This window comes from Streptomyces griseorubiginosus, from assembly GCF_017614965.1.
Taxonomy (GTDB): Bacteria; Actinomycetota; Actinomycetes; order Streptomycetales; family Streptomycetaceae; genus Streptomyces; species Streptomyces griseorubiginosus_B.
In genome coordinates, this window is record NZ_WVUG01000615.1 from 1 (window position 1) to 1,737 (window position 1,737).

1 protein-coding gene is annotated in these 1,737 nt (G+C 68.2%); it reads right to left on the bottom strand.

The window, feature by feature from the left end; translation table 11 throughout:
- Positions 1-83: 83 nt before the first annotated feature.
- On the bottom strand, positions 84-1,601 hold the full coding sequence (locus tag GRC12_RS44195) for an MFS transporter (protein ID WP_208786057.1): 1,518 nt from the start codon (positions 1,599-1,601) through the stop codon (positions 84-86).
- Positions 1,602-1,737: the final 136 nt, after the last annotated feature.

A 1,737-nucleotide genomic window follows, 5' to 3' on the forward strand; every position in this document is an offset into this window, starting at 1 on the left:
ACCCACAACCGAACCCGAGGCGCTACGCCCGCCCCCACCGGAGTCGCGGTTGCGCCGCAGGCATCCACCCACGGCCGTACCGCCTACACCGCAGCCGTCCCCGGCTCCCGACGGGACCGCGCCCGCGAGGAGACCGCCGACGCCGCCGACGCCGCCGCAGTCAGCGGCTTCGCGATGTCCTCCAGCGACCGCCGCTCCGCCCGCACCGCCAGGAACGCCGCCACCAGCCCCGCCGCGCACATCAACGCCGCACCGATCTGGAACGCCAGCACCGTGTCGCCGACCTTCCCCGTCCCCGTGAGGTCCGCGAACAGCAGCGGCCCGCTGATACCACCGGCCGCCGTACCCAGCGCGTAGAAGAACGCGATCGACATCGCCCGCGTCTCCATCGGGAACACCTCGGACACCGTCAGGTACGCACTCGACGCCCCGGCCGACGCGAAGAACAGCACCACGCACCAGCACGCGGTCATCGTCGTCGCGTTCAACGACCCCCGGTCGAACAACCACGCCGTACCGAACAGCAGCAGCCCCGACAGCAGATACGTACCGGAGATCATCACCCGCCGCCCGACCGTGTCGAACAGCTTCCCCAGCAGCAGCGGACCGCAGAAGTTGCCCACCGCGATGACCGCGAAGTAGTACCCCGTGTCCCCGGTCGGCACGTCGAAGAACGTCGTCAGGATCGCCCCGAACCCGAACGTGATCGCGTTGTACAGGAACGCCTGCCCGATGAAAAGCGAGAATCCCAGAACGGACCGCCGCCGGTAGTCGGCGAACAGCGTCCGCGCGATCTCCATGAACGACACACTCCGCCGCTGATGGATCGTGATCTCACCCTCGGGACGCTCCAGCGCCCGCCCCTTCTCCGCCTCGACCCGTTCCTCGATCGAGGTGACGATCTCCTCGGCCTCCCCGTCCCTGCCATGGATCAGCAGCCACCGCGGACTCTCCGGAACATGGCGCCGTACGAGAAGGATCACCAGAGCCAGCACGGCACCCAGCGCGAACGTCAGCCGCCACCCCACGTCCTTCGGCAGGAAGTCCGTGTTCAGCGCGACGATCGACAGCAGCGACCCACCGACCGCGCCCAGCCAGAAGCTGCCGTTGATGATCAGGTCCACCCGCCCGCGGAACTTCGCCGGGATCAGCTCGTCGATCGCGGAGTTGATCGCCGCGTACTCACCGCCGATACCGAATCCGGTCAGGAAGCGGAACGTGAAGAACCACCAGCTGGAGAACGACACCGCGGTCAGCGCGGTCGCCGCGAGGTACACCGCCAGGGTGATCATGAAGAGCTTTTTACGCCCCCATTTGTCCGTCAGCCGCCCCCAGAACAGGGCACCGACACACGCACCCGCCACATACAGCGCGGCGGCGACGCCGGTGATCTCACCGGAGGTGATCGGCAGTCCGCTCCCGGACTCCGACAGACGGCTCGCGATGTTGCCGACGACCGTGACCTCCAGGCCGTCGAGGATCCACACGGTCCCGAGACCGATGACGATCGTCCAGTGCCAGCGCGACCAGGGCAGCCGGTCGAGGCGGGCGGGGATGTTGGTGGTCACGGTGCGGCCGGTCTCGGCCTGCGCGGTGGTCATGGGCTCCCTCCTCAGTGCTCCCTCTTCATCGAGAGGAACCCGATTCGAGTGCCCGCTGTCACCGGCCTTACGCCGACAGCGACCACCCCTGAGCCCGCACCACCCGAGACAACGTCAACTCCCCACCACCCGCGAC